25 protein-coding genes and 1 tRNA gene are annotated in these 24,448 nt (G+C 62.9%); 8 read left to right on the top strand and 18 right to left on the bottom strand.

All coding sequences use genetic code 11. The annotated features are described in order from the left end of the window. Window positions 1-112 precede the first annotated feature (112 nt). The 3 genes from galE to NKH12_RS00120 all read left to right on the top strand — a co-directional run bounded on the left by galE (window position 113) and on the right by NKH12_RS00120 (window position 4,290). A complete protein-coding gene (gene galE / locus NKH12_RS00130; protein ID WP_352951316.1) occupies window positions 113-1,108 on the top strand; it encodes a UDP-glucose 4-epimerase GalE in 996 nt (331 codons plus the stop codon). A 101-nt stretch (window positions 1,109-1,209) separates the two neighbouring features. Next, complete coding sequence (locus tag NKH12_RS00125) at window positions 1,210-2,460, top strand: D-amino acid dehydrogenase (protein ID WP_352951315.1); 1,251 nt, start codon at window positions 1,210-1,212, stop codon at window positions 2,458-2,460. A gap of 3 nt (window positions 2,461-2,463) precedes the next feature. Beyond that, the gene (locus NKH12_RS00120; protein WP_352951314.1) at window positions 2,464-4,290 is read left to right on the top strand and encodes an alanine racemase; all 1,827 of its coding nucleotides are present in this window, start codon (window positions 2,464-2,466) and stop codon (window positions 4,288-4,290) included. Here NKH12_RS00120 and NKH12_RS00115 read toward each other — a convergent pair whose 3' ends face one another. The 7 genes from NKH12_RS00115 to NKH12_RS00085 form a co-directional block, all read right to left on the bottom strand. Further along, window positions 4,291-5,661, bottom strand: coding sequence for an FGGY-family carbohydrate kinase (locus tag NKH12_RS00115; RefSeq protein ID WP_352951313.1), 1,371 nt, complete (start codon window positions 5,659-5,661; stop codon window positions 4,291-4,293). Further along, entirely contained in the window at window positions 5,658-5,975 is a 318-nt protein-coding gene (gene rhaM, locus NKH12_RS00110; protein ID WP_352951312.1) for an L-rhamnose mutarotase, read from the bottom strand. The genes NKH12_RS00115 and rhaM overlap by 4 nt, the downstream gene beginning before the upstream one ends. Beyond that, window positions 5,975-6,976, bottom strand: coding sequence for an ABC transporter permease (locus tag NKH12_RS00105; protein ID WP_352951311.1), 1,002 nt, complete (start codon window positions 6,974-6,976; stop codon window positions 5,975-5,977). Before NKH12_RS00105 ends, rhaM begins: the two co-directional genes overlap by 1 nt. Next, on the bottom strand, window positions 6,973-7,950 hold the full coding sequence (locus NKH12_RS00100) for an ABC transporter permease (RefSeq protein WP_352951310.1): 978 nt from the start codon (window positions 7,948-7,950) through the stop codon (window positions 6,973-6,975). The genes NKH12_RS00105 and NKH12_RS00100 overlap by 4 nt, the downstream gene beginning before the upstream one ends. Next, window positions 7,947-9,488, bottom strand: a complete 1,542-nt coding sequence (locus NKH12_RS00095; protein WP_352951309.1) for a sugar ABC transporter ATP-binding protein — start codon at window positions 9,486-9,488, stop codon at window positions 7,947-7,949. Before NKH12_RS00095 ends, NKH12_RS00100 begins: the two co-directional genes overlap by 4 nt. An 82-nt stretch (window positions 9,489-9,570) precedes the next feature. Beyond that, the gene (gene rhaS, locus NKH12_RS00090; protein ID WP_254019031.1) at window positions 9,571-10,566 is read right to left on the bottom strand and encodes a rhamnose ABC transporter substrate-binding protein; all 996 of its coding nucleotides are present in this window, start codon (window positions 10,564-10,566) and stop codon (window positions 9,571-9,573) included. A 48-nt stretch (window positions 10,567-10,614) separates the two neighbouring features. Continuing rightward, the gene (locus NKH12_RS00085; protein WP_128342161.1) at window positions 10,615-11,424 is read right to left on the bottom strand and encodes a DeoR/GlpR family DNA-binding transcription regulator; all 810 of its coding nucleotides are present in this window, start codon (window positions 11,422-11,424) and stop codon (window positions 10,615-10,617) included. Between the two features lie 231 nt (window positions 11,425-11,655). Here NKH12_RS00085 and NKH12_RS00080 point away from each other — a divergent pair, with 231 nt between their 5' ends. From NKH12_RS00080 to ggt, 3 genes are all read left to right on the top strand, one after another. After that, window positions 11,656-13,758: a bifunctional rhamnulose-1-phosphate aldolase/short-chain dehydrogenase gene (locus NKH12_RS00080; protein ID WP_352951308.1), complete on the top strand. Its 2,103-nt coding sequence runs from the start codon at window positions 11,656-11,658 to the stop codon at window positions 13,756-13,758. Window positions 13,759-13,925: 167 nt separating this feature from the next. After that, entirely contained in the window at window positions 13,926-15,218 is a 1,293-nt protein-coding gene (rhaI, locus tag NKH12_RS00075) for an L-rhamnose catabolism isomerase (protein ID WP_352951307.1), read from the top strand. 537 nt (window positions 15,219-15,755) lie between these two features. Beyond that, on the top strand, window positions 15,756-17,489 hold the full coding sequence (gene ggt, locus NKH12_RS00070; RefSeq protein ID WP_352951306.1) for a gamma-glutamyltransferase: 1,734 nt from the start codon (window positions 15,756-15,758) through the stop codon (window positions 17,487-17,489). A gap of 10 nt (window positions 17,490-17,499) precedes the next feature. On the opposite strand, the gene NKH12_RS00065 is transcribed toward ggt, so the two are convergent. Continuing rightward, window positions 17,500-17,844 carry a hypothetical protein gene (locus NKH12_RS00065; protein ID WP_036267505.1) on the bottom strand — a complete coding sequence of 115 codons (345 nt, stop codon included), beginning with the start codon at window positions 17,842-17,844 and terminating at the stop codon, window positions 17,500-17,502. Here NKH12_RS00065 and NKH12_RS00060 point away from each other — a divergent pair. After that, window positions 17,821-18,093, top strand: a complete 273-nt coding sequence (locus NKH12_RS00060) for a hypothetical protein (protein ID WP_352951305.1) — start codon at window positions 17,821-17,823, stop codon at window positions 18,091-18,093. The two genes, NKH12_RS00065 and NKH12_RS00060, sit on opposite strands and share 24 nt — an antisense overlap. Window positions 18,094-18,529: 436 nt before the next feature. Here the strand turns inward: NKH12_RS00060 and NKH12_RS00055 are convergent, their stop codons facing one another. The 10 genes from NKH12_RS00055 to NKH12_RS00010 form a co-directional block, all read right to left on the bottom strand. Next, entirely contained in the window at window positions 18,530-18,970 is a 441-nt protein-coding gene (locus tag NKH12_RS00055; protein WP_095493505.1) for a hypothetical protein, read from the bottom strand. Window positions 18,971-19,155: 185 nt separating this feature from the next. Further along, complete coding sequence (locus NKH12_RS00050; RefSeq protein ID WP_352951304.1) at window positions 19,156-19,686, bottom strand: class I SAM-dependent methyltransferase; 531 nt, start codon at window positions 19,684-19,686, stop codon at window positions 19,156-19,158. A 112-nt stretch (window positions 19,687-19,798) separates the two neighbouring features. Beyond that, a tRNA-Phe gene (locus tag NKH12_RS00045) sits at window positions 19,799-19,874 on the bottom strand. Window positions 19,875-20,071: 197 nt separating this feature from the next. Then, on the bottom strand, window positions 20,072-20,269 hold the full coding sequence (yacG, locus tag NKH12_RS00040) for a DNA gyrase inhibitor YacG (protein ID WP_352951424.1): 198 nt from the start codon (window positions 20,267-20,269) through the stop codon (window positions 20,072-20,074). A gap of 13 nt (window positions 20,270-20,282) precedes the next feature. Further along, window positions 20,283-20,909 carry a Maf-like protein gene (locus NKH12_RS00035; protein ID WP_352951303.1) on the bottom strand — a complete coding sequence of 209 codons (627 nt, stop codon included), beginning with the start codon at window positions 20,907-20,909 and terminating at the stop codon, window positions 20,283-20,285. A 27-nt stretch (window positions 20,910-20,936) separates the two neighbouring features. Further along, window positions 20,937-21,155, bottom strand: a complete 219-nt coding sequence (gene infA / locus NKH12_RS00030; RefSeq protein WP_006200926.1) for a translation initiation factor IF-1 — start codon at window positions 21,153-21,155, stop codon at window positions 20,937-20,939. Window positions 21,156-21,355: 200 nt separating this feature from the next. After that, entirely contained in the window at window positions 21,356-21,823 is a 468-nt protein-coding gene (locus NKH12_RS00025; RefSeq protein ID WP_352951423.1) for an arsenate-mycothiol transferase ArsC, read from the bottom strand. A 1-nt stretch (window position 21,824) separates the two neighbouring features. Continuing rightward, a complete protein-coding gene (locus NKH12_RS00020) occupies window positions 21,825-22,310 on the bottom strand; it encodes a UPF0262 family protein (RefSeq protein ID WP_352951302.1) in 486 nt (161 codons plus the stop codon). 6 nt (window positions 22,311-22,316) lie between these two features. Next, entirely contained in the window at window positions 22,317-23,609 is a 1,293-nt protein-coding gene (gene hisD / locus NKH12_RS00015; RefSeq protein ID WP_352951301.1) for a histidinol dehydrogenase, read from the bottom strand. Window positions 23,610-23,619: 10 nt separating this feature from the next. Further along, window positions 23,620-24,054, bottom strand: a complete 435-nt coding sequence (locus NKH12_RS00010) for a DUF2948 family protein (protein WP_352951300.1) — start codon at window positions 24,052-24,054, stop codon at window positions 23,620-23,622. A 243-nt stretch (window positions 24,055-24,297) separates the two neighbouring features. Here NKH12_RS00010 and NKH12_RS00005 point away from each other — a divergent pair. After that, the coding region (locus NKH12_RS00005; protein ID WP_352951422.1) for a helix-turn-helix domain-containing protein at window positions 24,298-24,448 on the top strand (151 nt) is incomplete at its 3' end.

Raw genomic sequence — 24,448 nt, 5'->3', positions numbered from 1 at the left:
CAATGAGACTGGTTACTGCAGGCACGAATGGTACTAATGGCCTAATGGCAGGCTTTCCAATAAGGCGGGTGTCGAGACAATTTCCGACAAATCTTTAGCAGCGAGTACGCGGATGACGGTTTTGGTGACAGGCGGCGCCGGCTATATCGGCAGCCATATGGTCTGGGAGCTGCTGGACGCGGGCGACAGCGTCGTCGTCCTCGACCGGCTTTCGACCGGCTTCGAGTGGGCGGTGGCACCCGAGGCAAAGCTGGTCGTCGGCGATGTCGCCGACAAGGAGCTGGTCGGTTCGATAATCCGCGACAACAAGGTCGACGCGATCATCCATTTTGCTGGCTCCATCGTGGTTCCCGAATCGGTCGCCGACCCGCTCGGCTACTACGAGAACAACACCTGCAAAACGCGCACGCTGATCGAGACCGCAGTGCGCGAAGGCGTGCCCAATTTCATCTTTTCCTCGACCGCCGCCGTCTATGGCGGCGCCGGGCTGGAACCGGTGCGCGAGGATGCGCGGCTTGCGCCGGAATCGCCCTACGGCCTGTCCAAGCTGATGAGCGAATGGATGCTGCGTGACGCCGCGATTGCCTATGGTCTGCGCTATACGGCTTTGCGCTATTTCAACGTCGCCGGCGCCGATCCGAAGGGCCGCACCGGCCAGTCGACGCCGGGCGCCACGCATCTGATCAAGGTCGCCGCCGAGACGGCGCTCGGCAAGCGACCGCTCATGCAGGTGTTCGGCACCGACTATCCGACACCCGACGGTACCTGCATGCGCGACTACATCCATGTCAGCGATCTGGCGGCGGCGCATCGGCTGGCGCTGGAGCGGCTGCGCGCCGGCGGGACAAGCCTCGTCGCCAATTGCGGCTACAGCCACGGCTATTCGGTGCTCGATGTGATCGACAGCGTGCGGCGCGTCTTCGGTCATGATTTCGAGGTGCGGATGGGCGAGCGCCGTCCGGGCGACGCCGCGGCGGTAGTCGCTAATTCGGAGCTGGCGCGCCGCGAACTCGGCTGGACGCCGCAGCGCGACGACCTCGACCTGATCGTCGCCGACGCGCTGGCCTGGGAGCGCATTCTGACCGGCAAGAATTCGTCGCGGGGCTGAGACCAAGTTCTTAGCTCGAAAGCTCCACGCAGAAGCGCTATTGAAGGGGCTGCGCGGCGCAGCGTAGGCGCATTTGGCCGCGTGTGACTTTGGGGGGCGGCATGAGAATATTGGTGCTCGGAGCCGGTGTGGTCGGCACGGCGGCCGCCTATTATCTGGCGAGCGACGGCCACGACGTGACCGTCATCGAGCGCCATCCGATGGCGGCGCGCGGCACCAGCCAATCGAATGCCGGTCTGGTGTCGCCCGGCGACGCCACCGCCTGGGCCTCGCCCGCTGCGCTGAAGACGTTCCTTCGCGCGCTTTACAACCACGATCTCGGCATCAAGGTGCGGCTGCGCTTCGATCCCTATTTCTTCGCCTGGAGCCTGCGCTTCCTGCGCCAGTGCACACATGCGCGCCTGCGCGCCAACACCGACATCAAGCTGCGCCTGGCGCTCTATTCGCGCGATTGCATCAACGCCATTTCGGCCGACACCGGCATTCACTACGACGAGCGCAAGAAGGGCATTCTCTATTTCTTCCGCTCGCAGCAGAGTTTTGATGCCGGCACCGACAATTACCGCTATCTCGCCGAGCACGGTCTGCCGATCGAGATCGTCGGCCGCGACCGGCTGGTCGAACTCGAGCCCGGCCTTGCCGGGGCCAAGGACAGAATAGCCGGCGGCATCTATTCGCCGATCGACCAGACCGGCGACTCCGGCCAGTTCACCCGGAACCTCGCTGCCTATGCCGCCGAGAAACTCGGTGTCCAGTTTCTCTACGGGACGACGGTCGAAGGCCTCGACATCGAAGGCGATCGGGTGCGTGCGGTGATGACCTCGGCCGGCCCGGTCGCCGGCGACGCCGTGGTTATCTCGATGGGGCCGGAGAGCGGTTTGCTCGGCCGCCGCTACGGCATCGATCTGCCGGTCTATCCCGTGAAGGGCTACACCGCGACGGTGCCGCTAGAGGACGAGAGCAAGGGGCCGACCATGGGTGGCGCCGACGAGGATCAGCTCATCGGCTATTCCAGGCTCGGCAACCGGCTGCGGCTCGCTTCGACCGCCGAGTTCACCGGCTTTGACCGCACCCACAAGCCGAGCGATTTCGCCGCCATGTTTAGGACTGGCAACGATCTGTTCCCGGGTGCCTTCGACGAGAACAAGGCCGAGCTCTGGGCCGGCTTGCGGCCGATGATGCCAAACTCGGTGCCGGTCATCGGCCGGGCGCGCTACCAGAATCTCTACCTCGACACCGGCCACGGCCATGTCGGCTGGACAATGGCCTGCGGTTCGGGAAAATTCCTTGCCGATCTGGTCGCCGGCCGCAGGCCGGAAATCGACCCGCAAGGGCTGGTCTACAAGGGCTAGATTATGTCCGGACCGCAAGTCGCCATCGACCTTGGCCGCATCGAGCGCAATGCACGCACGATCGTCGACCGCTGCGCCCTGTCCGGCATCAAGGTCTTCGGCGTCACCAAGGGAACTTGCGGCATGCCGCAGGTGGCGCGTGCCATGCTGCGCGGCGGCGTTGCCGGCATCGCTGAATCGCGCTTCGAAAACATCCGCCGGCTGCGCGACAGCGGCATCAACGCGCCGATTATGTTGCTGCGCAGCCCGCCGATGGCGCGCGTCGAAGAAGTGGTGCGCACCGTCGACATCAGCCTGCAATCCGAGCTCGCCACAATCCGAGAGATATCGCGCATCGCCGAGCGCATGAGCCGCGTGCACGACATCATGCTGATGATCGATCTTGGCGACCTCAGGGAAGGCATCTGGCCGGACGACCTCATCCCGACGGTCGAGCGGATACTGGCACTCAAGGGCGTGCGCATCGCCGGCATCGGCACCAATCTCGGCTGCTTCGGCGCCATCATGCCGACGGAGGAAAATCTCGGGCAACTCGTTGCCCATGCCTACAAGACCGAGCGTCTGTCCGGCGCCAGGCTCGATTGGATCTCGGGCGGAGCGTCATCGTCGCTGACGCTGCTGCTCGAAGGCAGGCTGCCCGCCGGCATCAACAATCTGCGGGTCGGCGAAGCAATCCTGCAGGGTGGCGTCGAAACCTTCCGCGAGACGCCGTGGGCCGAACTCGAACCCGATGCCTGCCGGCTGACCAGCGACGTCATCGAGGTCAAGCTGAAGCCGTCGCGGCCGATCGGCCAATCCGGCTACGACGCTTTCGGCAACCAGCCGGTGTTTCCCGACGAGGGCGACAGGCTGCGCGCCATCGCCAATATCGGCCGTGAGGACGTGCTGATCGAAGGGCTGACGCCGATCGCCAAAGGCGTGCGGGTGCTAGGCGCCTCCAGCGATCATCTGTTGCTCGACGTAACCGACGCCGAGCCGCCACCCGCCGTCGGCGACCGTGTGGCCTTCCGCATGAGCTATGGCGCCATGCTGCTGGCGATGACCTCGGAATATGTCGAAAAGGCCCCGATGCACGATGTCGAGGATTTCTCCGGCCGCAAGATGGTGTCAATATCAGCCGAACCGGCGGCCGCCGGCATCCTCGCCAGGGAAGCGACCGGCGCCCGGCTGGAGGCGATGAATTTCGATGTCGTCGAGCTGGCCGCTATCGAGCGGCCGCCATCCGGCCTGGTCCGGCTCACCGCCGGGAGTGACCGGCGCATCGCCCACAAGGCGCTGACGACGACCGCGCGGGCGACACACTCGTTTGGCCTGATCTGGATCGATTCCATCGCAGCACTTATGCCCGAGGACGAGGACGGCATCGACCTGCCGGAACGCTCGGTGATGGCGCGGGCGCTCGGCCTCGATCACAAGCCCGGCGCGCTGCAGCCCCAGCTGTCGCCGGAAAACGTTGTCATTGTCGGGCTGCGCCATGCCGATCCGGCCGAAGCCCGGGTGCTGAAGGATTCGCGCGTCTGCGCTTTCACCATGACCGACATCGACGCCATGGGCATGCGCGACCTGATGCACGAGGCGATCCGCATCGCCACCTCCGGCACGCAGGGCTTCCATGTCAGCTATTCGCCTGAGGTGACCGAATTCGCCGGTTGGGCGGCTGGCTCCGGCGGCATCACGGTGCGCGAAACGCATCAGGCGATGGAGGCGATCGCGCTGTCCGGCGGGCTGTTGTCGATGGACGTTTCCGGCCTGACATCAGGTTTGGAACCGCGGATTGCGACAGACACCGTCAACTTCGTCATGTCGGCTTTCGGCAAGCGGATTTTGTGATCAGCCTCGCGCCTCGACCGCCGAGCGCCATGAGCGTGCGTAATCCGCCCAGGCTGGGTCGACGGGCGGTTCGATCCTTTCGTCTTTGCCTTGGGCAGGCCGATGTTCCGACGCCAGCAAGGCGGCGCCGATGCTGGTGCCAGTCGCTGCCTCGGACGCAATGACGGGGCGCACTGTCGCCGCTGCCAGCATGCCAACAAAAAGTCGGTTGCGAGCGAACGGGCCTTCGACGGTAGTCGGGCCGTCGGCGCCGATCAGATCGAGGCAGGTCGCAGTCATCAGTGCCAGATAGAAAGAGATGGCCGCAAAGCGCTGGCCGTTTTTGATGCTGTCGGCGTTGAGCCATGCAGCGGTATAATGCGGAAACGGCCCCGAACCCTGCTGGGTCGAGGGCAATAGGGACGTCTTCCGCGCGAGCACTGCGGCGACATCCGCTTCGGTCCAGTCTTCCGATTGGCCTTCCGTCAGCAGCGAAAACTCGCGACCGCCCATGAAACGCGCCGAGGGCACCGGATCACCGAGCGCATTGACGTTGACCAGCGCGTCGCGCGCCGGATCGAGCGCGATCTTGTTGCCGCCGACGGCCATCGACACCACCCAGGTGCCGGTCGAGACGACCGAGAAGGGCGGTCTGTCGGACAGGAGATGCGGCAGCAGCGAGGCATTGGAATCATGCAAGCCACAAAACACCGGCGTCTGCGGATCGAGCCCGGTTAGCTTGGCAAGGGCGGGCAGGATCGAGCCGAGGCGGTCCTTTGCCGGCCGCACCGGCGCCATCAGGCGGCGCCATTGCATCCGGTCGACCAGCGACGAAAAATCCGCTTTCCATGGGTTCCACAGATCGGTGTGGCAGCCCAGCGAGGTCACCTCGTTGGCGGCGACGCCGGTGAGGCGAAAAGCCCAGTATTGCGGATAGATCAGCATCGCGGCGGCCTTGGCGAACTCCGCCGGAAAGTTCCTCTGCTGCCAGAACAGCTGTGCGCCGAGATTGAGGCCGACCGGCAGGCGCGGCGTGCCCGTCTCGGTGAAAGGCGGACGGATCGCGTCATAGTCCTTGGCAAGGGCGTCGGGCCCGGCGAATTCATAGTCGAGCACCGGCAGCGCCAGTTCGCCGGCAGCGTCCACCAGCACGCCCGTCGCGCCATGTGTGGCGATCGATATCGCGTCGATGCGCTGTTTGCGATTAATCCCGGCGAGGCTGTCGAGGATGAACGACCACAGAAGCTCGATATCGTGGTGCGGGTAGGGACCGTCGGCGACGGGCGCGTTCGCCATGCGGCGCAGCGCGACTTCGCGCATCTCCGCAAGATCGACCAGCGCCACCTTGGCATTGGTCTTGCCGATATCGATGACGGCGACGTGGCGGGTCATTCCATATGGAACATTGTTTCCAGCGGCACCGCCACCGGCTCGTTATCAGGCTTGGTCTCCATGATGTCGGCCATCTCCGCCCACCAGCGCTGCATCACCGGGTGCTTCGGCAATTCGTCCATGCCGTGGCCGTCACGCCGCCACAGCACGCCGAACAAGGTGTTGGTCTCTTCGTCGAGATGGATCGAATAGTCGAAAACGCCGGCCTGCTTCAACAGCGCTACCAGCGACGGCCAGATCTCGTCATGGCGCCTTTTGTATTCGGGCTTCATGCCCGGATTGAGCTTCATCTTGAACGCGTATTTTTCGGGCATCAGGTGAAGCGCTCCCTTCGCACCCGCCGCCAGACGATCGGCAGCGCGATGACGATGATCAGCAGCAGGCCGATGAAGATCGACATGACGATCCCGGGCACATTGAGCAGACCGAGGCCGAAGGTCACCAGCCCCATGATGAAGGCGGCGAGCACCACACCCACAATGCTGCCGGCGCCGCCCAGAATGCTGACGCCGCCGAGCACCACCATGGTGATGACTTCCAGTTCGTAGCCTTGCGCGATCGATGGCCGGGTCGAGCCGAGCCGCGAGGTTATCAGCACCGAGGCGATGCCCGCCATCAGCCCGGTCAGGCAGAACAGGATGAACTTGATGCGGCCGACACGCACGCCGGAAAATTGCGCTGCGACCGGGTTGTTGCCGATTGCGAAGACACGGCGGCCGAAGCTCGTCCGGTGCAGCACGAACCAGTAGATGACGGCCGCGATGAGGAAAAGCGTCAGTTCAAACGACACCACCCACCAGACATAGCCCTGGCCGAAAAAGGCGAAGCTCGAGGGATAGCCCTTGTAGGCCTGGTCGCCGAGGACGATGAAGGCGATGCCGCGAAACAGGCTCATCGTGCCGATGGTGACGACGATCGATGGCAATCCCAGCCTGGTGACGAGCAGCCCGTTGAAGGCGCCGCAGCTAAGCCCGACCACGATGCCGATCGCCACCAGCACCGGCGTGCCGGCGCCGGCCTGCACCGCCATGCCCATCATCGTCGAAGCCAGCGCAATGATGGCTGCGACCGAAAGGTCGATCTCGCCGGAAATGATCAGCAGCGCCATGGCGAGCGCGATCAGCGCCTTTTCGGTAAAGTTGAAGGTCAGGTCCGACAGCGACCACGCGTCGAGGAAATAAGGTGAGGCGAAGCTGTTGACGGCAAAGATGGCGACCGCCACCGCGACCAGCAGCGCTTCCCAGGAGAAGATCGCCGCGTTGAGCGGCTTGTCGAGCCGGTCTGGAATGTGGCGCGGGGCTGGGGTGTCGGTCATGCCGCTTCCGCCTTCTTGAGAATGATGCGGCCTTGCCGGCGTTCGCCGCGCGCGTTGAGCACTACGGCAAGGATGATGGCGCTGCCCGAAATTGCCATCTGCCAGAACGGCGAGATGTTGATGACCGGCAGCGCGTTGGAGATGATGCCGAGGAACAACGCGCCGAGCACCGCGCCGCCCACCGAGCCGATGCCGCCAGCAATCGAGATGCCGCCGATGACGCAGGCGGCGATGATGTTGAGCTCGTAGCCATTGGCGACCTCGACCGAGGCGATGACGTAGCGCGAGATCCAGAGATAGCCGCAAAGTCCGGCGGCCATCCCCGAGATGCAGAAGACGATGAACTTGGTGCGGCCGACATCGATGCCGGCATAGACGGACGCCGTCGGATTGACGCCGATGGCGTAGATCGAGCGGCCGAGTGCGGTGCGCGTCATCAACAGGAAGAACAAGCCGATGACCAGTATGGCGATCCACGACAGGACCGGGATGCCAAGAAAGGCCGCGCGCTGCAGGCCGATGAAATCAGGGCTCATCTGATCGGCATTGACCCAGGCGCCGCCTGAGATGACGAAGGTGGCGCCGCGATAGATGGTAAGCGTGCCTAGCGTGACCACGATTGACGGGATGTTCAGCCGCCATACCAGCCAGCCGTTGATGGCGCCGAGCACCAGGCCGACCAGCAGGGCGGTGACGATCAGCAGCGGGATTGGGATTGCCGGATGCGCGGCGTTCAGCATCGCCACCACCATTCCGGTGAAGCAGAGATTGGACGCCATCGACAGGTCGATCGAGCGGGTCAGGACCACCACCATCTGCCCCAGCGCCAGGATCATCAGGATCGAGGTGTCGTTGAACACCTGCCGCAGATTGCCGGGAGCGGCAAAGCCCGGAAAGCGCATCGAGATCAGCCCGATCAGCACAAGGATGGCGGCGAGCAGCCAGACTTCGCGATATCTAGGAAAAACCTTCATGCCGCGATCCCTGCTGCCGTCTTGACCAGCGTTTCCGCGTCGAGCCCTTTATTGTCGTAAACCGAGGCGATGCGGCCCTCGCGCATGACGACGACGCGGTCGGACATGCCGAGGATCTCGGGCAGTTCGGATGAGACCATGATCACCGACAGGCCTTGCGCGACGAGCTCGGCCATGAAGCCGTGCACGGCGGCTTTCGAGCCGATGTCGATGCCTTTGGTCGGCTCGTCTAGGATGATCACCTTGGGCGCGGTGGCCAGCCATTTGGCGATGACGATCTTCTGCTGGTTGCCACCCGACAGTGTGCCGACATCCTGGCTGAGCGAAGAGGCGCGCAGGTCGAGCCGTTCGGTGTAGGAGCGGGCCAGCGCGAACTCCTCCGCCAGACGCAATACGCCTGATTTGGACGTGCGCTTGAGCGAGGGCAGCGAGATGTTCTGGAAAATCGGCAGGCCGATCACCACGCCTTGCTTGCCGCGTTCTTCCGGCACGTAGACGATGCCGGCGTCGATCGAATCCGCTGCCGACTTTGGGGTAATCGCCTTGCCTTCCAGCGTGATGGTGCCGCTGCTGGTGCGGGTGATGCCTGATATCGCCTGCATCACCTCGCTGCGCCCGGCGCCGACGAGGCCGTAGAAGCCGAGGATTTCGCCCCTGCGCAGCTCGAAGCCGATGCCATCGAACTCGGTCGGATGCGACAGGCCGGAGACAGTGAGTACCGGCGCGCCGATCTCGGCCTTGCGCTGCGGAAAGATGTGATCGACGGCGCGGCCGACCATCATGCGCACGATCTGGCTTTGGCCGGCATCCTTGATCAGGCCTTCGCCGACCATTTCGCCGTCGCGGAACACCGTGTAGCGGTCGGCAATGCGGTAGATCTCGTCGAACTTGTGGCTGATGAACAGGATCGCCTTGCCTTCGCTCTTGAGGAATTCGATGAGCAGGAAAAGCTCCTCGATCTCCTTCAGCGACAGCGCTGCGGTCGGCTCGTCCATGATGACGATCTGGGCATCGATCGACATGGCGCGGGCGACTGCCACGAGATGCTTGTTGGCGATACCGAGGTCCTTCAGCCGCGCGTCGGCGTCGATGTGGCCGGCACCCATAGTGTTCAATACTTCACGGGCATTTTTGCGCATGGTGCGCCAGTCGATGGTGCCGAAGCGCGATCGCGGCGCATGGCCGAGAAAGATGTTCTCGGCCACCGTCAGGTCGTCGAACAGCACGGTTTCCTGATGGATGGCGGTGATGCCGTGCCCGAAGGCGGCATGCGCGCTAGGCAGTGTGACGGCTTGGCCGTCGATGCTGATGGTGCCCGCATCGGGCTGGTAGATGCCGGTCATGATCTTGACCAGCGTCGACTTGCCGGCGCCGTTCTCGCCGATCAGCGCGGTCACCTGGCCGGGATAGAGCGACAGGCTGACATCATGCAACGCGCGCACGCCGGGAAAACTCTTCGAAATGCCGGACAGGGTCAGGCGCGGAGCCGGAGCCAGAGGCTGCTCGGTCGTCCGGTTGAGTTGGGCTGTCGTGTCCATGGTCGTATCAAGCCCTGAAGCAGGTCCGTTTGAGGACGCGGCGGAACCTGAGCCCGCCGCGCCGGCTTGAAGGGCTCCAGGATCAATAGATCTTGGAGAACTCTTCGATGTTCGACTTGTCGAACTTGAAGGGCGGAGCCATCGCGGCCGAGTTGGTGTCGTCGAGCGTGACCTTGCCGACGCGGCCGATCGACAGCGTCGCACCCGGCTTGGCTTCTTCCTTCTTCACCGCCAAATCATGGGCGAGGTAAACGGCCGAGTAGCCGAGATCGATCGGGTTCCATAGCGCGACTGCCTGCGAGGCGCCGTTGTCGATGAACTTCTTGAACTCCGACGGCAGCGCCAGGCCGGTGACGTTGACCTTGCCGATCAGGCCCTGGTCGGTCACCACCTGCGCGGCGGCCACGACGCCGACCGTGGTCGGTGCGATGATCGCCTTGAGGTTCGGATAGGATTTTAGCAGGCCCTTGGCCTCGTCCGTGCTCTTGGCCGAGTCGTCATCGCCATAGACGGTGGCGACGAGGTTGATCTTGGGGAATTTCTCCGGCAGCACCTTCTTGGCCGCGTCGATCCAGGCGTTCTGGTTGGTTGCGGTCGACGAAGCCGACAGGATGGCGACATCGCCACCTTCCGGCAGGTAGTCGGCGGCAAGCTTGATGATGGTCTCGCCGATCAGGTTGGTGTCGGAGGGGTTGAGGTGAAGCTGCCGGCCTTCCGGAGCGACGCCCGAATCCCACGAGATGACAGTGATGCCGCGATCCATCGCCTTCTTCAGCGCCGGCACCAGCGCGTCGGCGTCATTGGCCGAAATGGCGATGGCATCGACCTTCTGGGCGATCAGCGAATTGATCACTTCGATCTGCGCCTCGGCGGTGGCCTTGGTCGGGCCGGTGTAAATGATGTCGACGCCGCCGAGTTCCTTGGCCGCCTCTTCGGCGCCCTTGTTGGCGGCATCGAAGAAGCCATTGCCGAGCGACTTCACCACCAGCGCGATCTTGACGTTCTCGGCATAGGCGGCATTCACGAACATGGCGGCGGAGAACGCCGCCGTAACCATCAATTTCTTCAAAAAGCTCATCGAATATCCTCCCTTGAGCGTTGCATTCCATCGCCGCTGCGGGGCGTCTCAGGCCTGCAGCGAAGATTCTTCCTTATTGCCTAGCGTTGTGCGGGCGACGACCAGCGTCACGCCGGCGGCCTCCAACATCTTGGCCTCGCGGTCCTCGATGCCGTCGTCGGTGATGACGGTCGCGATGCGCGACAGGCCGCACAGGATCAGGCTCGAGCGTTTGCGGAATTTCGACGAGTCGACCAGCACCACCAGTTCGTCGGCCTGATCGATCAGTTTCTGCTCGGCCTGGATCAGCAGCGGATCGCCTTCCATCAAGCCGAGTGGCCCGAGCCCTTGCGCGCCCATGAACATGCGACGCGCATAGAAATTGCGCGTCACGTCATTCTCGAAGGGCGACAGGATGATGTTCTGCTCGCGGTAGATGGTGCCGCCCGACAGCATCACCGTGTTCTTGGAGTGCTTGAGCAGGTGCTCGGCGATCGGAAAGGAATTGGTGAAGATTGGCATGCGGCGGCCAGTCAGGAAATGCACCATCTGGAAAGTGGTGGTGCCGCCATTGATGATGATCGGCTCGCCGTCCTTGCAGAGTTCCACGGCGTCACGCGCGATCGCCCGCTTCTGCGAAGCGTTGATCGTCTCGTTGACGGAAAAGGGCCGGCCGGCAAGGCCGATGAACTGCGGTGGCGTGATCGCTTCGGCGCCGCCACGCACGCGGCGCAGGCGCTTTTGCACATGCAGCGCCGCAATGTCGCGCCGGATTGTCGCCTCGGACGAGTCCGTCAGGTCGACCATCTCCTGCACCGTCACCACAGGCTTTTCCTGGACGGCGGACAAAATGATCCTGTGGCGCTCTTTCTCGTGCATGGTTCCTCCCTGCCTCAGCATCTAGGCACCCAAAACGCGCAGTGTCAATCATTTCCGATCATATAATTCCATTGTGCAGTGCAATATGATCAATCTTGATCGTTTGTGATTGACAATGTCGCCGCTTCCGTGGACATTCGACCAAAGCTGACCCGCTATGCGGTGGCATCTGGCCCGCGAAGCGGTGGCAATTGACCGTTTTGCGCGTCTCACGTCACGGGAGGATTACCTATGCTCGACAAGCGCTCCGGCACGCGCCTCGCCAATCTTTGGGATGAGGCGAAAGCCCAAGCAATGAGCGAGCCGGAACGTCTCGTCTATCGCTCGAATATTCTCGGCTCCGACAAGCGCGTCACCAACTATGGCGGCGGCAACACCTCTTCCAAGATCTGGCAAAAGGATCCGCTCACCGGCGAGAGCGTGGAAGTGCTATGGGTCAAGGGCTCGGGCGGCGACAGCGCCTCGATTAAAACAGACGGCTTCGCCACACTCTACATGGAAAAGCTGCGCGCGCTGAAGGGCCTCTATCGCGGCGTCGAGCACGAGGACGAGATGGTGGGCTATCTGCCCCATTGTACGTTTAATCTTAACCCACGCGCGGCCTCGATCGACACGCCGCTGCACGCCTTCGTGCCGAAGCCCCATGTCGACCACATGCATCCCGACGCCATCATCGCCATTGCCGCCGCGAAGGATTCGAAGGCACTGACCAAGGAGATATTCGGCGACGCGATCGGCTGGCTGCCATGGAAGCGTCCGGGCTTCGAACTCGGCCTGTGGCTGGAAAAATTCTGCCTCGAGAACCCTGAAGCCAAGGGCGTCGTGCTGGCAAGCCATGGCCTGTTCACCTGGGGCGAGACGCCTCGGGAGTGCTACGAGACGACGATCTCGGTGATCAACCAGGCGATCGAATGGTTCGAGCGCAAGTCTGAAGGCAAGCCGATCTTCGGTGGCGAAGTCGTCAAATCGCTCGACGCGCCGGCGCGTCGCGCCGTGGCGGCAAAGCTGATGCCGAGGATCCGCGGCCTGATCTCGGAGAAGAGCCACAAGCTTGGCCATTTCGACGATTCACCCGCCGTGCTGGAATTCGTCAATTCCAAGGATTTGCGCCCGCTGGCGGCACTCGGCACCTCCTGCCCGGACCATTTCCTGCGTACCAAGATCCGGCCGCTGGTCATCGAGTTCGATCCCAAGGCCCCCGATGTCGATGCCGTCATCGCCGGTCTCGCCGACGACGTGGCGGAATATCGCGTTGGCTATCAAGCTTATTATGACAGGTGCAAGCATGCGGATTCGCCACCGGTGCGTGATCCGAACGCCGTGGTCTATCTGATGCCCGGCGTCGGCATGTTCACCTTCGCCGGCGACAAGGCAACGGCGCGCATCTCAGGCGAATTCTACGTCAATGCCATCAATGTCATGCGCGGCGCCTCGACGGTGTCGACCTATGTCGGCCTGCCCGAGCAGGAAGCCTTCGATATCGAGTACTGGCTGCTCGAGGAGGCAAAGCTGCAGCGCCTGCCGAAGCCGAAGGCGCTTGCCGGCCAGATCGCGTTGGTCACCGGCGGCGCCGGCGGCATCGGCCGGGCGACGGCCACCCGGCTGTTGCGCGAAGGCGCCTGCGTCGTGCTGGCCGATATCGACGAGACAGCCCTTGCCAGCGCCAATGACGAGTTGGCCAAAGCCTATGGCAAGGATTTCGTGCGGCCGCTGGTCATCAACGTCACCGCTGAAGACCAGGTGATCTCCGGCTTCGCCGAGACCGCGGTCGAGTTCGGCGGCATCGATATTCTGGTGTCGAATGCCGGCCTGGCAACCTCGGCGCCGATCGAGGAGACGACGCTGGCGCTGTGGAACAAGAACATGGACATCTTGTCGACCGGCTATTTCCTGGTTTCGCGGGAAGCATTTCGGCTGTTCCGCGCGCAAAAGATCGGCGGCAACGTCGTCTTCGTTGCCTCCAAGAACGGTCTTGCCGCATCGCCCAATGCCGCCGCCTATTGCACGGCCAAGGCGGCCGAGATCCATCTGGCGCGCTGCCTGGCGCTGGAAGGCGCCGACGCCCAGATCAGGGTCAATGTCGTCAATCCCGACGCCGTGCTGCGCGGCTCGAAGATCTGGACCGGCGAGTGGAAGGAACAGCGCGCCGCCGCCTACAAGATGTCGACCGACGACCTCGAGGAGCACTACCGCGCACGCTCGATGCTGAAGCGTTCGGTATTCCCCGAAGACATCGCCGAGGCGATCTATTTCTTCGCCTCCGATATGTCGGCCAAGTCGACCGGCAACATCGTTAATGTCGACGCGGGCAACGCCCAGAGCTTTACGCGATAATAGTTTGAAGGCGGCGCTGCCCCTCACCCTTACCCTCTCCCCCTGAAGAACGGGGAGAGGAGGTCGCCAGCGGCGGAGCTTCACCCTTCTCCCCGTCTCTATACGGGGAGAAGGTGCCGGCAGGCGGATGAGGGGCAGCGCCAACCAAACGCATATTGGGAGGAACCATGTCCGAAACCATCATCTCCGCCGACATCGTTGACAAGGACAATGCCGCGCGCGCAGCCGACCTCACGCGCGATTACGCCTCGCTCGGCGAGCGCCTCGACCGTCGCGGCATCGCCATCGACGCTATCAGCGGCAAGGTCGAAAAATTCGCCGTGGCGATCCCGTCCTGGGGCGTCGGCACCGGCGGCACCCGCTTTGCCCGCTTTCCAGGCGCCGGCGAGCCGCGCGACATCTTCGACAAGATCGAGGATTGCGCTGTCATCCGGCAATTGACGCAGGCGACGCCGACCGTCTCGCTGCACATTCCGTGGGACAAGGCCGACCCGAATCGGCTGAAACAGGCGGCCTCGCGCTTCGGCCTCGGCTTCGACGCCATGAACTCGAACACCTTCTCCGACGCCAGGGACCGAAAACTTTCCTACAAATTCGGCTCGCTGTCGCATGCCGATGCCGCAACGCGCCGGCAGGCCGTCGAGCACAATCTCGAATGCATCGAGATCGGCAAGACGCTGGGCTCGAAGGCACTGACGGTGTGGATCGGCGACGGCTCGAATTTCCCCGGCCAGGTCAATTTCGCCAAGGCGTTCGAGCGTTATCTCGACGCGATGAAGGAGATCTACGCCGGACTGCCGGACGACTGGAAGCTGTTCACCGAGCACAAGATGTACGAGCCGGCCTTCTATTCGACGGTCGTGCAGGATTGGGGCACCAACTACATCATCGCCAAAGAGCTCGGCGACAAGGCGTTCTGCCTGGTCGACCTCGGCCATCACGCGCCCAACGTCAACATCGAGATGATCGTCTCGCGGCTGATCCAGTTCAAGAAGCTCGGCGGCTTCCATTTCAACGATTCGAAATATGGCGACGACGATCTCGACGCCGGCTCGATCGATCCCTACCGGCTGTTCCTCGTCTTCAACGAACTGGTCGATGCCGAGCTTTCCGCTGCCGAAGGTTTTGATCCGGCTCACATGCTCGACCAGAGCCACAACGTCACCGACCCGATTGAAAGCCTGATGCTGTCGGCGGTCGAGGTCCAGCGCGCCTATGCGCAGGCGCTGCTGGTCGATCGCAAGGCGCTGGAAGCCTATCAGGACGCCAATGACGCGCTGATGGCGACGCAGACGCTGAAAGTTGCCTATCGCACCGACGTCGAGCCGATCCTCGCGATGGCGCGGCTGAACACAGGCGGCGCCATCGATCCGGTCGCCGCCTACCGCGCCGCCGGCTATCGGGCCAAGGTCGCGGCGGAACGGCCGACGGTTGCCGGCGGCAGCGGCGGGATTGTTTGATACCGGCCTGAAACGAAAAAAACCCGCCTGAGGCGGGTCGCGGCGCAAGTTAGCACTATAAATAAATCAATAGCATAACTGCCGGCACAAAGCAAGAACAAAACGGTTGAAGCGTGAAGCATAGGGCTTGCCGTCAACGCGGCGACGCTGCGAGGTCACGGCATGGATCCTAGGGTCTCCGCGACGTCGCTTCGCTCCTGCTCCGCCCTAGGATGACGAAGGCGTGTTGGCTTATAGCTAATGGCAGATGGCGGAGATTTGGCAGTTGCGTCGCAGCGTAGGTAGGCTGATGACAAGCGAAGGCGTTCGAAATTAGCCGATGCCTCTCTCCCTTCGTCATCCTAGGGCGGAGCAGGAGCGAAGCGACGTCGCGGAGACCCTAGGATCCATGCCGTTACATCAGCCGAAGATCGCAACGGCGGCTTGCGAACCGAACCGGCGCAGGCGTGCAAGCCTCCCCGAATCTTCATTATTGTCAGTAGACTCAACCTCTCCAAACGGCTTTTCTAGGCGCATCCCACGCTTCGGAGAACGGCCATGCACCGCCGCACCCTAATCGCCCTCAGTCTTTCGCTTACCTTGACCCTTGCGCCGCTGACGGCCATCTTCGCCGCCTCGCCGCAGCCGGCGAAGGGCGAGCACGGCATGGTGGTGACGGCCCAGTATCTGGCGTCGGAAGTCGGCGTCGAGGTGCTGAAGAACGGCGGCAACGCCGTCGATGCGGCAGTCGCCGTCGGCTATGCGCTGGCTGTGGTCTACCCGAACGCCGGCAATATCGGCGGTGGCGGCTTCATGACCATCCGCTTCAAGGACGGCCGTTCGACGTTCCTCGATTTCCGCGAGCGCGCGCCGCTCGCCTCGACGAAAACCATGTATCTCGACAAGGACGGCAAGCCGGTGAAGGGCGCCAGCCTGGACGGCTATCTTGCGGTCGGTGTGCCGGGCTCGGTGGCCGGTTTTGAGACGGCACGGGAAAAATACGGCACGCTGACGCGGCAGGACCTGATGGCGCCGGCCATCCGCTATGCCAGGGACGGCTTCGTGCTGGAGCAGGGCGACGTCGCCTCGCTCGAACGCGGCGCCGAGCGGCTGGCCAAGGACCCGGCCGCGGCCGCCATCTTCCTGAAGCCGGACGGCAAGCCTTATGCCATTGGCGAGCAGCTTGTTCAGGCCGATCTCGCCGCCTCGCTCTCAGCGATTTCGGAGCGAGGTCGCGATGCCTTCTACAAAGGACCGATCGCCGACGGCATCCTCAAGGCGAGCGGGGAGAAGGGCGGCATTCTGGCCAAGGCGGATTTCGAGACCTACGCGGTCCGCGAGCTCGAGCCGGTGACCTGCAACTACCGCGGCTATGAGATCACCTCTTCGCCGCCGCCGAGCTCGGGCGGCGTCATCATCTGCGAGATCCTCAACGTGCTGGAAGGTTACCCGCTGTCCTATCTCGGCGCGGGTTCTGCCGAAACCGTCAAAGTCATGGTCGAGGCGATGCGCCATGCCTATGTCGACCGCAATTCGGCGCTCGGCGATCCCGACTTCGTCGACAATCCGGTCGAAAAGCTGCTCGACAAGAATTATGGGAAAGAAATCCGCGAAAAGATCGATCCGTTCCGGGCCGGCGTGTCGCAGGAATTGATGCCGAAGGGTTTTGGCGAGAGCCAGGAGACGACGCATTACTCGATCGTCGACAATGACGGCAACGCCGTCGCGGTGACCTATACGCTGAACGGCTCGTTCGGCGCCGGCGTCGTCGCCGACGGCACCGGCATCCTGCTCAACAACGAGATGGACGATTTCACCCAAAAGCCGGGCGTGCCCAATCTCTACGGCCTCGTCCAAGGCGAGGCGAATGCGATCGAGCCGAGAAAGACGCCGCTGTCGTCGATGAGCCCGACCGTCGTCGCCAAAGACGGCAAGCCGTTCATGGTCATCGGCAGCCCCGGCGGCTCGCGCATCATCACCATCACGCTTGAAGCGATCGTCAACGTCGTCGATCACGGCATGAACATCCAGGAGGCGATCGACGCGCCGCGCATTCACCACCAATGGCTGCCCGACACGGTCTATATCGAACCGTTCGGCCTGTCGCCCGATACCGAAAAACTGCTTGCCGGCATGGGCTACCACCTCGATGTCACCGAGGCGACCTGGGGCCAGGCGGCCGGCATCCTGGTCGGCGGCAAGAGCCTGGCCGAGATCGAGAAGGGCGGCGGCGCCCGCTACAACGGCGCCATCGACAGCCGCGCCGCATCCGGCGAGGCGATCGGATATTAATTTTGTTCGGTCAGATGACCAGCGTGATGGTGGACGCAATCAGCATCACCGCCGCGATGCCGACGAACAAGGCATAGATTCGCGGCCGATCGAGCAGAAGCGCATTTCCGGATATCCACGCCGCGGTGGCCCCGCCAAGCGCGTACAGGAAGCCGTTACGGTGCCCCAAGGCCAGGGTTGCGGCCATCAAGCCGCCAATGATGAGAGCGCCGAAAACGATGATCACGGCGACCGCGTATTTCTCGAAATCGTTGCTGGCCACCCCCGGACCCATCACGTTCAACGTCGTCAGGTCGTCCGGGTCGAAGGGGTTGGCCGACCCATATTCGTCTTGACCGACAGGCTCGCGCATCATTCATTCTCCTTGAAGCGGCAACAAATCATCAAGCCTTGCCGAGCGCAACTGGATCGCGCCGCGTTCAATGCGATCGGCACGGTCTTCAACACTTTCTGGCCGCGGCTTGCTAGCGGTTTTTTGGATTTATGTCGGATCGTCCTGCCGTTCCAGGCGATCTGCCGGATTGGAATCGCCAGCCGGGCGTTCGAGTTGAAAGTCCGCCGCTCTGGAGGGGTCGAACCACTGCAGCTGACTATCGTGGCCTGACGACGATCGCGCGCTTCGCCCTCGCAGGGCGTGCATGACTGTGTCGGTGGCGAAGATTGGCCGGCGCCACTTTGGGGGGCGTTGGGGTAGATTGCCTGATGGGCGCCGGCCAGGCGGAAATCAGGTCCGCCGCAAGCAAATATAGCAGGAATGGCGAGCTGTGGCAGTGGTGTGATCGCGGAAGATGGTTCGCGCTTTCCCTGTGCGGTGTCCCATTATGGGTCAGCCGTCTGGCATCTGAATTGCACCGTAAGCATTGCCGGGCAACAGCCCGGAAGTTGTCCCCAAATATGGGGCCTCGCCGCTTCGCAAATGGAGCGGCGGGCCTTTTGGCTGGCGCATCGGAGCGGCGATATGATTGGATTCAACCATCGGCCGATGTCAGCGCGACGCCATCGGAACTCGATGGCAGCGTTTTGCAGCACTCCTGGGTTTCTTATGCGGCGGGCGCCGGCGGCAGTTCGAACAAATTGGCGCCATTCTCCTGGCCCCGCTCGACATAGCCGATTATCCGGAACCATTTTGCGACGTCCGGTCTCTGGAGCCAGCTGCGCGAGTGAATGGGGAGGTTGCCGGCGAGCGCCTGGATATGGCGAATGTGCCGCTTGCAGAAGCGAACGGTCGCGGCGCTGAAGAAATCCTCCTGCGCGGCGAACAGCGTATCAGCAGCGTCGCTATTCTCGTGCCACGCGATGAGCGCCACGGTCTTTTCGCCCTGGACAAGCGCGTGAGCACGGCCTTCTTTCAAGTTCATCATCAGATTGTCGTAGGCGATCTTGCTGTCCTTGCCGGCCGCGACGTACTCGTCGGATATCCGCTTGGACAGATCACTGAAAACATTTTCCAGATCTCCAACCGTTGCTGCGCGTGCTCTCATTTCGCCTCCTAGAGCCCCAGCAGGCAGTTTGCCCTAAGGATAGGGGATCACCAAGCAAATCAAATCCGTCATCCGCCCAATCCGAGCAAAGATGTTTCGCCGGGCCAAGCCGCCATGATGCGCTCAGGTCACGTGATAGGCGCGGAAATGCGTCTGGGTCGCGTGACAATCGCCATCCGCTCGGCCTAGTCGCGATGATAAGCCAAGACGGTACTCCCGCGTGGCGACTTGTGGCGATGAGATGAGGTGAACCCAGCACCCTCGATCAAAGACTGAAGCCGGATGTCGTCTTCGTCGGGAACTCGCGCCACAATAGTCTGTGCGCGGTTGATGATGTCGATAAAGATGCGATCGGCCTCCTCCTGACCCAACCCCCTGCGGACATGCTGGTACACAGCCAGTAGAAGAACGATATCGTAACTGTCATTTAGAACAGATTGAAGCTTTCGACTGCCTAGGTTCATGGCGTCAAATCGACTTTCCACGTTCGATCCCAAGAAGATGGAACGCGCCACGCGGGTGTGTGGCTTTAGAATGTCGATACCGTGGATGTAGGCCGGTCTGCGTTTGGCGATTTCATAAGCGACGATGCCCATATTGCAGCCAACATCAAGGATCGTCTTACCGGCGTAGTTTACCCCGCATGAAAATAGTCCGTCGAGCCGATCGTCCCACGTTCCTGCGCTATACTTCTTGTGCGATTTCCAAAAAGGCACGACTATCCTTCCGTGTCCTGGACCAAAGTCGAATTTTATCTGCGCTCGCCAGCACTTTCCGGCAAAGTCCAACGAAACGTCTGTCGGACGGTTAAGCAATTGCCATGGAAAATGGTGCCCAGAGGCGGATTCGAACCACCGACACGCGGATTTTCAGTCCGCTGCTCTACCAACTGAGCTATCTGGGCCTGTTCCGGCACGCGGGCAGTTCTGCACGCCGGATTTCTTGAAAGCGCCGCAGGCGCCCCTTGAAAGCGCGTGGGTTATAGCACGGGAATCTGGCCTGTCCAGCGCTTAAGCGTTGATTTCAAGCGGGAAACGAGCAGTTGCTCGACGGGCGGATTCTTGGGACGAGGTCGAAGTCACCAAGCCGTGCCGAACAGCCTCATTTGGGTGGGTCGTTGTCCGGTTCGTCCTCGTCGTCGCGGCCCGGAATGACGTAGGCGCCCTTGAGCCAGCGGTTGAGGTCGATGTCCTTGCAGCGCACGGAGCAGAACGGGTAGGTCTCGCGCGCCGACGGCTTGCCGCATTCGGGGCAGGGCCGCTTGGGGCGCAGCGGCGTGACCTTGTCGTCCGAGCTCATGATCGCCCTGAGCTCATGGCCGAGCTGACTGCCAGTTGGCATGCACCTTGAAACCCTCGCCGGTCAGCAGCGCCACCGTCTCATAGAGCGGCAGGCCGACGACATTGGTGTAGGAGCCGACAAGCTTGACGATGAAGGCGCCGGCCAGCCCCTGGACGGCGTAGCCGCCGGCCTTGCCGCGCCATTCTCCCGAGGCGACATAGGCGTCGATCTCGGCGCGCGGCAGCCGCTTGAAACGCACCCTGGTCTCGACCAGCCGCTGGCGCAGCTTGCCTCCCGGCGTGATCAGGCAGATGCCGGAATAGACCCGGTGCGAACGACCTGACAGCAGCCCGAGGCAATTGGCGACGTCTTCGAACGTTTCGGCCTTGGGCAGGATGCGCCGGCCGACGGCGACCACCGTGTCGGCGGCCAGCACGAAGCTCGGCACATAGTCCTCTTCCGTCTGCAGCGAGGCCAGCGCCTTCTCGGCCTTTTCCTTCGACAGGCGTTTGGCCAGCGAGCGCGGATGCTCGGCGCGCAGCGGCGCCTCGTCGACACCGGCCGGCAGCACGCGGTCCGGCTCGATGCCGGCCTGCTGCAACAGTTCGATCCGGCGCGGCGAACCCGAGGCAAGCACGAGCTTCTGCAAAATGCTCATCGCGATCCCGGCCGAACTCTGACGATCTTACTTGAAACGGTAGGTGATGCGGCCCTTGGTCAGGTCGTAGGGTGTCATCTCGACCAGGACCTTGTCGCCGGTCAGCACGCGGATGCGGTTCTTGCGCATCCGGCCGGCCGTGTGGGCGATGATTTCGTGTTCGTTTTCGAGCTTCACCCTGAACATCGCGTTGGGCAACAATTCCGTGACGACACCCGGAAACTCAAGGACTTCTTCCTTCGGCATTCGATACCTTTGCTTGGATGGGATTCCCAGCGCCTAGAGCATGATGCCGAAAAGTGTGAAGCGGTTTTCGGACGACATCATGCTCTACTTCTTTGATTTAGAGGCGGATTCAGATTTCAGGTCGAACAGACCTGAAATCATCCGACTCTAGCCGGAATTTGGGCGGAACCTATATGATAATCGTGCGCTTGTGAACACGCTTAATCAGCGCCGTTTTTCGCTTCCGGCGCTAGGAAACGGCGGCCGATTCGCGCCCTTAGCCGTTCGCGCACCTCGCGATAGGCGGCCATGATCTGCTCACGCGTGCCGCTGACGCCAGTCGGGTCCGGCGTCGGCCAATATTCGACGTCGACGGCAAGCGAGCGGGTGAGCTCGAGCGCGGTGTGATGGGCTTCTGGCGACAGCGTCACGATCAGATCGAAATAGTCGTCCTCGAGATCGTCCAGTGTCCTAGGGTGCCGTTCACCCAGCGAAAGCCCGTCCTCGGCCAGCACGGCGTCGACGAACGGGTCGCGTTCGCCGCCGCGCACCCCGGCCGACGCCACGAAGGTAGTGGCCGGAAGCACCTGGCGCGCCAGCAGTTCGGCCATCGGCGAGCGCACCGCGTTCATGCCGCAGACAAACAGGATCGAGCGGGGCAGGATCGAGCGGGGCAGAGGGGCTGGCAGCTCAGCCTCGCCAGTGCAGCACGCAGACCAGCGTGAACAGCCGGCGCGCCGTATCGAAATCGATATCGATCTTGCCGGCCAGCCGGTCCATCAAAGTCTGCGAGCCTTCATTGTGCAGCCCGCGCCGGCCCATGTCGATCGCCTCGATCTGGCTGGGCGTCGAGGCGCGGATAGCGTCGTAATAGCTTTCGCAGATCATGTAGTAGTCCTTGACGATGCGCCTGAGCGGCGTCAGCGACAGGATGTGGGTGACCACGGCCGCGCCGTCCTCGCGCGTTACTGCAAAGACCAGGCGGGATTCGGCCAGCGACAGTTTTAGCCGATAAGGCCCGGCGCCGTCGTCATTGACTGGCTGGAAGCTGTTTTCCTCGATCAGGTCGAATATCGCCACCGCCCGCTCATGCTCGACATCGGGCGTCGAACGGCCGATCGATTCGTCGAGTTCGACATCGATCAGCCTGGCATGGGTTCGATCGTAGTCCGACATATCAGTCTACATGTTCAGCCGGATGGCGACGGAGCGTCCATGGGCGTCGAGGCCTTCCGCCTTGGCCAGCGCGATGGCCGCCGGCGCCAGCGCCCGCAATTGCTCCGGTCCGAGCTTCAGGATCGAGGTGCGCTTGACGAAATCGAGCACCGAAAGCCCGGACGAGAAGCGCGCCGAGCGCGCCGTCGGCAGCACGTGGTTGGAGCCGCCGACATAGTCGCCGATGGCTTCCGGCGTGTGGCGACCGAGAAAGACGGCGCCGGCATTGCGCATCCGCGCCAGGAAGGCTTCCGGCTCGTCGATGGCAAGCTCGACATGTTCGGCGGCGATGCGGTCGACCAGCGGCAGTGCTGCCTCGATTCGGGGAACAAGGATGACGGCGCCGAAGTCGCGCCAGCTCGCCGCCGCCGTCTCGGCGCGCGACAGGTTTTTCAGCTGGCGTTCGACCGCCTGTTCGACCGCTGCGCCGAAGACGGGATCGTCGGTGATCAGGATCGACTGCGCCGACACGTCATGCTCGGCCTGGGCAAGCAGGTCGGCGGCGATCCAGTCCGGGTCGTTGCTGCCGGCGGCCACGACAAGCACTTCCGAAGGCCCGGCGATCATGTCGATGCCGACCGTGCCGAACACCTGGCGCTTGGCCGCGGCGACATAGGCATTGCCGGGGCCGACGATCTTGGCGACCGGTTTTATCGTCTCAGTGCCATAGGCCAGCGCCGCGATCGCCTGCGCACCGCCGACGCGGTAGATTTCGGATATGCCGGTCAGATCCGCCGCCACCAGCACCAGCGGATTGATGATGCCGCCGGGCGCCGGCACCGCCATGACGATGCGCTCGACGCCGGCGACCTTGGCCGGTACGGCGCTCATCAGCACCGAGCTTGGATAGCTTGCCGTACCGCCCGGCACATAGAGCCCGACCGCCTCGATCGCCGTCCAGCGCGAGCCGAGCTCGACGCCGATTGCGTCCGTATAGCGGTCGTCCTTTGGCCGCTGCCGCTCGTGGTGGGAACGGATCCGATCACGGGCGAATTTAAGCGCCTCGATCGTCTGCGGGTCGGCCGCATCGTAGGCCTTGGCGATGTCGTCTTGCGACACGGCTATGCCGAGGTCTTTCAGGTCGGCCTTTTCGAATTTCTGCGTATACTCGATGAGCGCCGCGTCGCCCTCGGCGCGCACCCGCGCAATGATCGCGCGCACCACGGCGTCGACGTCCGCCGAGACTTCGCGCTTGGTCAAAAGGAACGCGGCAAAACGCTGCTCGAAATCGGCATCGGACAGACGAAGGGTGATGGCCATCTTGTGCCGCTCAGGCTCTGTGGAAGGGGCGCGACGTCGCTTCCCAGGCGCCGCCAATGTCAGCCAGCCGCGCCTCGATGCACTCGACATCGAGCATGATCGCGCCGCCGCCTGAAAAGATCAGCTCGACAATGCCGGCCGGCTTGTCGAGCGCGAGGAAGCTGATCGCCATCAGCGACAGCACCTCATCGGGTTTGTCGCGGGCAATGCCGCTGGTCTTGGCGCCCAGCACCCGGTCGAAATGCAGCACGCTTTGCCGCCGTTCATTGTGCTGGCGGAACAGGCCCGATTTCGCCTCCCAGACGAAGCGGTTCATCGTCATCACGAAGCGCTTGACCGCCGGCATGTATTCGAGATCGCCGACCTTCAGCACGGCGTCCTGGACATGGGCCGAGACGATGCTCAGATCCTGATCGTCGAGCGCGACAAGCTTGAGAAGGTTCATGCGGATTTCGCACCTGCGAAAGGTTTACAATCGGCTTTCTGTTAGGCGGTCTTGGCGATCGGTGCAACCGCGCTACGGATTCCAGGCAATCGCATCAGGTTGTGCTGCCCCTCATCGCCCTGCCGGCCCCTTCTCCCCGTATAGCGACGGGGAGAAGGGGCTCGTGTCCGAACCGGATAGATAGGTAACAGAATGGACCGATTGCATGGGTGACAGTTTTCTTGTCCGCCGGGAGGACCGGCGATGGTTTGGCGAGAGACTGACATCATGGATGAGCGGCTTCGGTTTGTTGTGGAGTGCCTGGCGGGTGATGAGACGATGACGCAGCTGTGTGCTGAGTTCGGGGTGTCGCGCAAGATCGGCTACAAATGGCTGGGACGCTACCGGGAGTTCG

It is taken from the genome of Mesorhizobium sp. M1322 (genome assembly GCF_040318085.1).
GTDB lineage: Bacteria > Pseudomonadota > Alphaproteobacteria > Rhizobiales > Rhizobiaceae > Mesorhizobium.
The sequence above is the reverse complement of the archived record's forward strand: the minus strand, read 5'-3'. Positions and strand labels throughout refer to the sequence as shown.